This window comes from Martinezella rhizogenes (assembly GCF_007002745.1).
Taxonomy (GTDB): Bacteria; Pseudomonadota; Alphaproteobacteria; order Rhizobiales; family Rhizobiaceae; genus Agrobacterium; species Agrobacterium cucumeris.
In genome coordinates, this window is record NZ_SGNY01000008.1 from 280,998 (window position 1) to 287,775 (window position 6,778).

At 60.8% G+C, this 6,778-nt stretch carries 7 protein-coding genes; 6 read left to right on the plus strand and 1 reads right to left on the minus strand.

Annotated features, from left to right (window positions below; genetic code table 11):
- Positions 1–108: 108 nt before the first annotated feature.
- The 6 genes from EXN68_RS21745 (at position 109) to EXN68_RS21770 (ending at position 6,279) form a co-directional block, all read left to right on the plus strand.
- On the plus strand, positions 109–801 hold the full coding sequence (locus tag EXN68_RS21745; RefSeq protein WP_161991439.1) for a FadR/GntR family transcriptional regulator: 693 nt from the start codon (positions 109–111) through the stop codon (positions 799–801).
- The gene (locus tag EXN68_RS21750) at positions 798–1,970 is read left to right on the plus strand and encodes a PLP-dependent transferase (protein WP_142842808.1); all 1,173 of its coding nucleotides are present in this window, start codon (positions 798–800) and stop codon (positions 1,968–1,970) included. Before EXN68_RS21745 ends, EXN68_RS21750 begins: the two co-directional genes overlap by 4 nt.
- Before the next feature lie 38 nt (positions 1,971–2,008).
- The gene (locus EXN68_RS21755) at positions 2,009–3,268 is read left to right on the plus strand and encodes an ABC transporter substrate-binding protein (protein WP_127758036.1); all 1,260 of its coding nucleotides are present in this window, start codon (positions 2,009–2,011) and stop codon (positions 3,266–3,268) included.
- 151 nt (positions 3,269–3,419) lie between these two features.
- Positions 3,420–4,364 carry a carbohydrate ABC transporter permease gene (locus EXN68_RS21760; protein WP_142842809.1) on the plus strand — a complete coding sequence of 315 codons (945 nt, stop codon included), beginning with the start codon at positions 3,420–3,422 and terminating at the stop codon, positions 4,362–4,364.
- A gap of 3 nt (positions 4,365–4,367) precedes the next feature.
- A complete protein-coding gene (locus EXN68_RS21765) occupies positions 4,368–5,198 on the plus strand; it encodes a carbohydrate ABC transporter permease (RefSeq protein WP_035228147.1) in 831 nt (276 codons plus the stop codon).
- Between the two features lie 4 nt (positions 5,199–5,202).
- Entirely contained in the window at positions 5,203–6,279 is a 1,077-nt protein-coding gene (locus EXN68_RS21770) for an ABC transporter ATP-binding protein (RefSeq protein ID WP_142842810.1), read from the plus strand.
- 216 nt (positions 6,280–6,495) lie between these two features.
- On the opposite strand, the gene EXN68_RS21780 is transcribed toward EXN68_RS21770, so the two are convergent.
- On the minus strand, positions 6,496–6,778 hold a 283-nt coding region (locus tag EXN68_RS21780), incomplete at its 5' end, for a TOBE domain-containing protein (protein WP_142842811.1).

A 6,778-nucleotide genomic window follows, 5' to 3' on the forward strand; every position in this document is an offset into this window, starting at 1 on the left:
CTTGTGTGTGTTCCGCGCTTGCCCGTTGACAATCGATCCGCCCTTTGAAATGGTAAGATGTCAGACCAATTTAGAGGGTGCGTCTTGGACAGGTCCAGCCGGGAACTCATGCAGCCGATTCCGCCGAGCGACCGCGTGCGCCAGGTCGAGGCAGCGCTTTCCGATTATGTCGAGAGGGCAGGGCTGAAGGCCGGAGACCGGCTTCCCGCTGAACGCGAACTGATGGTGGCGCTGGGTGTCGGGCGCTCCACCATCCGCGAAGTCATCCGTAAATTTCAGGCGCTCGGTGTCATCGACAGCCGCAAGGGCAGCGGCAATTACCTGCTGAAGCCAATTTCCGCCGCCACCGTGCATATGCCGATTTCCATCGATGCCGAAAGCCTGCGCGATGCGCTGCTGATGACGCTGGAAGTGCGGCGCGGCATCGAGGTGGAAGCCTCCATGGCCGCTGCGCGCCGCCGCACGGCAGACGATATCGCCACGATGGAAGCGCGGCTTGACGAGATGGAGCGGGTGCATCTGGCCGAGGGAACCTCCGGCAAGGCCGACCTTGCCTTCCATCTGTCAATCTACGATGCCACCCATAATACGCTGTTCAAGCAGCTTCTGGAGCAGATGCGCGAAGGCTTCGAACGCTTCTGGTCGAAGCCGTTCGACCGCCCGGATTTCGCCGGTCGCTCCTTTCCCTTTCACCGCACGCTGTTCAACGCCATCGCCGCCGGTGATGCCGAGACCGCCCGTGAAGAAACACTGAAAATCCTCGCCGTCGTCGAGGAGGATATCAAGGACATGTCGAAATGAACCATGGCAACGATCTCTTCGATCCCGCCTCATTTATCGTTGCGCATGACGAGGCCCACGCCTTCGAAGCCGTGGTGCCGCCCATCGTGCAGACCTCGCTTTTCACCTTTTCCAGCTATGACGAAATGGTTTCCACCTATCGCGGCGAAAAGGTGCGGCCGGTCTATACGCGCGGGCTGAACCCCACCGTGCGGCTGTTTGAAGAGATGCTGGCGAAGCTGGAAGGGGCCGAAGATGCGCTCGGTTTTGCAAGCGGCATGTCGGCCATTTCCTCCACCGTGCTGTCCTTCGTTTCGCCGGGCGACCGGATCGTCGCCGTGCGCCATGTCTATCCCGATGCATTCCGCCTGTTCGGCACCTTCATGCAGCGCATGAATATCGAGGTCGTCTATGTGGATGGTCGCGATGAGGCGGCGGTTGAAAAGGCGATGCCGGGTGCAAAGCTGTTTTACATGGAAAGCCCGACGAGCTGGGTGATGGAAGCCCATGATGTCGGCGCGCTTGCCGCCATCGGCAAGCGGCATGGCGCCGTCACCGTCATCGACAATTCCTGGGCAAGCCCGGTCTTCCAGCAGCCGATCTCGCTCGGCGTTGATCTCGTCGTGCATTCGGCCTCGAAATATCTCGGCGGCCATAGCGATGTGGTCTCCGGCGTGGTGGCCGGTTCGAAGGCGATGATCGACCGCATCCGGGCGGAAACCTATCCCTATCTCGGCGGCAAGATGTCGCCCTTCGATGCCTGGCTGCTCATTCGCGGGCTTCGCACGCTGCCGTTGCGCATGAAGGCGCATCAGGCCTCGGCGCTTGATATCGCAACCCGCCTGCAGGCGTTGGATGTGGTGGAGAAGGTCTGCCATCCGGGGCTGGCGAACCGCCTGCCGCCCGGCCTTCACGGCACGTCAGGCCTGTTTTCCTTCATCTTTAGGGAAGGCGTGGATGTGCGCGCTTTTGCCGACCGCCTCACGCTTTTCAAACTGGGTGTTTCCTGGGGCGGGCATGAAAGCCTGATCGTCCCCGGCGAAGTGGTGCTCGAACAGAAGGCGCAGCCAAACTCTGCCCACACCTTCGGCATCAGCGCGCGTTCGGTGCGCCTGCATGTCGGGCTGGAGGGCACGGAAGCCCTCTGGAACGATCTCGAACCGGCGATCAAAGCGGCCTCCGCCGCCTGACGCGTTTTTAAACTGACGACAAAAAAGGGGAGAACGACATGAAAAAACTGGTAACAGCAGCAATCTTCACCGCCCTGATGACCGGAACGGCGCTGGCGGACACGACCTTGAAACTGGTCGAGGTCATCACAAGTCCCGAGCGGACGGAAACGCTGAAAGGCATCGTCTCGAAATTCGAGGCCGCCAATCCCGGCACCAAGGTGGAAATCATCTCCCTGCCGTGGAGCGAAGCCTTCCAGAAATTCGCCACCATGGTCTCGGCCGGCGATGTGCCTGACGTGATGGAAATGCCCGACACATGGCTGTCGCTTTATGCCAATAACGGCATGCTGGAGAGCCTTGAGCCCTATCTTGCCAAGTGGGAGCACACCGCGGGCCTGAGCGAGCGCACGCTCGAACTCGGCCGCGATGTCAAGGACACGGCCTATATGCTGCCCTATGGTTTCTACCTGCGCGCCATGTTCTACAACAAGAAACTGCTGGCCGAAGCCGGCGTGAAGGAGCCGCCGAAGACCCTCGAGGAATTTGCCGATGCCTCCAAGAAGGTCGCAGCCCTTCCCGGCAAATCCGGCTACTGCCTGCGCGGCGGCCCGGGCGGCCTCAACGGCTGGGTCATGTTCGGCGCATCCATGGCCGGTTCGAACGAGTTCTTCACCAAGGACGGCACCTCCACCTTCGACAGCCCCGGCTGGGTGAAGGGCCTGACCTATGTGATCGATCTCTACAAGAACGGTTATGCGCCGAAGGACAGCGTCAACTGGGGCTTCAACGAGATCGTCGCCGGCTTTTATTCCGGCACCTGCGCTTTCCTCGATCAGGACCCGGATGCGCTGATCGCCATTGCCCAGCGCATGAAGCCGGAAGATTTCGGCGTCATGACCATGCCCAAGGGCCCCGACGGCAAGACCTTCCCGACGATTGGTTTCGCCGGCTGGTCGATGATGTCGAAATCCGAAAACAAGGACCTTTCCTGGAAGCTGATCGAGACGCTTGAAGGGCCGGAAGGCAATATCGAGTGGAACAAGAAGACCGGTGCGCTGCCGGTGCACAAGTCGGCGGAGAAGGACCCCTTCTATGCCAGCGAGCAGTTCAAGGGCTGGTTCGACGAACTGGCCGACAAGAACGCCGTGCCGACGACGATGCCGACCTATCTTGAGGAATTCGCCTTCTTCAAGGATTCGCTTGTGATCAAGACATCGCAGGAAGCGCTGCTCGGCGACATCACGCCGGAAGACCTTGCCAAGCAATGGGCTGATTACATGACCAAGGCGCAGCAGAAGTTCCTGGCCTCGAAGTAACGACACGGGCTGGCCGCGCGGGCGAAACCCGCGTGGCCGTTCTTCCGGGCTGCCGAAAAGGACAGGCCGATTTGAAAAACGTGCGGACCGGCTGGCCAGAGGCCTTAAAAAAAACCTGTCTGCCCCGCCGTCCGATCAGGAGCGATCAATCATGTCCTATGCCCATGGCGCCGGGCCCATGGCCGCGCGCAAACCAGCTGGCAAGCCCGCGATGCGGCGGTTTGCCGATTGGGTCGAACCCTGGCTCTACAGCGCGCCCGTGCTGGTGCTCATCGTCGCCGTCATGCTGGTGCCGCTGGTGCTTGGCCTGTCTTATGCCTTTCGCGATGTGCAGCTGCTCAATCCGTTTTCCGGCGGTTTTGTTGGCCTCAAACATCTGGAGGCGCTGTCGCAGGATGCGGCCTTTTACAGGGCGCTGAAAAACACGCTGTGGTGGACGGGCGCTTCGGTTTTCCTGCAATTCTTCTTCGGCCTCATTCTGGCGCTGCTGCTCGATAAACCCTTTGCGGGCAGGGGGCTGGCGCAGGCGCTGGTGTTCCTGCCATGGGCCGTGCCGACCTTCCTTGCCGGTCTCAACTGGGCATGGCTGTTCAACCCGGTCATCGGGCCGCTGCCGCACTGGATGGTCTCGCTCGGGCTGTTATCCGCACCCAACAATATCCTCGCCGATCCGCAGCTTGCCATGTGGGGGCCGATCATCGCCAATGTCTGGTGGGGCATTCCCTTCTTCGCCATCACCTTGCTTGCCGCACTTCAGGCCATCCCGCGCGATCTTTATGAGGCGGCGGAAATTGACGGGGCCAACCCGCTGCAGCGTTTCATCTCCATCACCCTGCCGTTTCTGGCGCCCACCATCGCCATCACCATCCTGCTGCGCACCGTCTGGATCGCCAATTTCGCCGATCTCATCATCGTCATGACCAATGGCGGACCGGCCGACCGCACGCAGATCGTCGCCAGCTACATCTTCACGCAGGCCTTCCGGCGTCTCGATTTCGGTTATGCCTCGGCCATCGCGCTGGTGTTGCTGGTGCTGCTGCTTGCCTATTCCATGCTGATCGTGCTGCTGCGCCAGCGCCTGATCGAGAAGGACTGACCGATGACCTCAAGGATATTTCTCACCCTTGCCCATCGCCTGGCGATCCTTGCCTATATCGCCTTTGCACTGTTCCCACTGTTCTGGCTGCTCAAGGTGTCCGTGACGCCGAATGATCTGCTCTATAGCGAAGGTGTGAGGATGTGGCCATCGCGGGCGACCTGGGATCATTATCGTTTCGTCATAGAAAACAGTGCCTTCCCGACGTTTTTTAAGAACAGCGTCATCGTCGCGGGCTCCACGGCAATTGCCGTAACGATACTTTCTTCGCTCTCGGGTTACGCGCTGTCACGCTTCCGTTTCAAGGGCAAATACTGGATCGTCGCCCTGATGCTGATCACCCAGATGTTCCCGCTGGTCATGCTGGTCGCGCCGATCTTCAAGATGCTGTCGCCCCTCGGCCTCACCAACAGCCTGACGGGTCTGGTCATCGTCTATACCGCCTTCAACGTGCCTTTCGCCACCTTCCTGATGCAGTCGTTCTTCGATGGCATTCCGAAGGATCTGGAAGAGGCGGCGATGATCGACGGGGCGAGCCGGTTTACGGCCTTCCGCCAGATCATTCTGCCGCTGACGCTGCCGGGTATTGCCGCGACGCTCGGTTTCGTCTTCACCGCCGCGTGGAGCGAGCTTCTGTTTGCGCTGATGCTGATTTCCGGCAACCAGAGCGCCACTTTTCCGGTTGGCCTTCTGACCTTCGTTTCGAAATTCTCTGTCGATTTCGGGCAGATGATGGCGGCGGGCGTTCTGGCGCTCATTCCGGCCTGCCTCTTCTTCCTGCTCATTCAACGTTATCTCGTGCAGGGCCTGACGGCCGGCGCGGTGAAAGGATAATCCCATGGCTTCCATCGAGCTGAAGAATGTCGGCAAGACCTATGGCGACCTCGCCGTGCTGCATGGCGTCGATCTTGATATCAGGGATGGCGAGTTCATCGTCCTCGTCGGTCCCTCCGGCTGCGGAAAATCGACGCTGCTGCGCATGATCGCCGGCCTTGAAGAGATAACATCCGGCGACCTGTCCATCGATGGCGAACGCGTCAATGATCGCCGGCCGAAGGATCGCGATATCGCCATGGTGTTCCAGTCCTATGCGCTCTATCCGCATATGAGCGTTGCCGACAATATGAGCTATAGCCTGCGCCTGCGCCGCAGCCCGAAGGAAACCATCGCGGCGGCGGTGGCCGGTGCTTCCGCGAAACTTGGCCTCGATCCCTATCTCGCCCGCCGCCCGAAGGCGCTCTCCGGTGGCCAGCGTCAGCGCGTCGCCATGGGCCGCGCCATCGTGCGCCAGCCAAAGGCCTTCCTGTTTGACGAGCCGCTGTCCAACCTCGATGCCCGGCTGCGCGAGCAGATGCGGGCCGAGATCAAACGCATGCATGCCGATCTTGGCGCAACCTCGGTTTACGTCACCCATGACCAGATCGAGGCGATGACGCTTGCCTCACGTATCGTCGCCATGAATGCCGGCCATGTGCAGCAGATCGGCGCGCCGCTCGATCTTTACGATCGTCCCGCCAATCTCTTCGTCGCTGGTTTCATCGGTTCGCCCGGCATGAATTTCCTCGAAGGACGGCTCGTGCAGGAGAATGGCGGCGGTTTCGTCGTGCTGGGTGACGGCACGCGCCTTGCACTTGGCCGGGAAGTGGACCTCGCCGATGGCGAGCCGGTCACGCTCGGCATCCGCCCGGAACATGTCACCGTAGCGCCGGCTGAAGGCGGTGTGGAGGCAACCGTCGATCTGGTCGAGCCAACCGGCCTCGGCGTCATCCTGCACCTCACCGTGCATGGATTGCCCTTCAAGCTGTTTTCATCAGACCGGGCATTGTTGCAGCCGGGCAAGTCCCTGCGGGTCGGTTTCCCGCAGGAAAGGCTGCATGTCTTTGATCGGAATGGTGTGAGGATCGGGGAGGCGTGAGGCTTACCCCCCTCTGCCCTGCCGGGCATCTCCCCCTCAAGGGGGGGAGATCGATCTGCGGCAAAGTCTCGCACATCTCTAAGCTTGCGAGTGAAGCGATGAAAGAGCCTCTTGCCGATCTCCCCCTTGAGGGGGAGATGCCCGGCAGGGCAGAGGGGGTAAGCTCCACGCGCCTGCGGGTCCGCTGTGAATGAAAAGCCTTGTGAAAGCCAGCACCTAGATCGCCACACCCTTCTCATCAAACCTGTGTATCTTGGTCTCGTCGGGGGTGATGAAGACGGTATCGCCATGTTTGCATTCGAACTCACCATCGGTCCTTGCGGTGATCGGGCCGATGCCTGACACCTCGAGATGCAGGAAGGTATCCGATCCGAGATGTTCGGCAACCGTGACCTTGCCCTGCCACAGCCCGCTTTCCTTCGACAGCAGCAGATGCTCCGGCCGCACGCCGGCGGTGGTGGCGCCCTTGCTGCGGGCAAAGTCGCCGGTGATGAGGTTC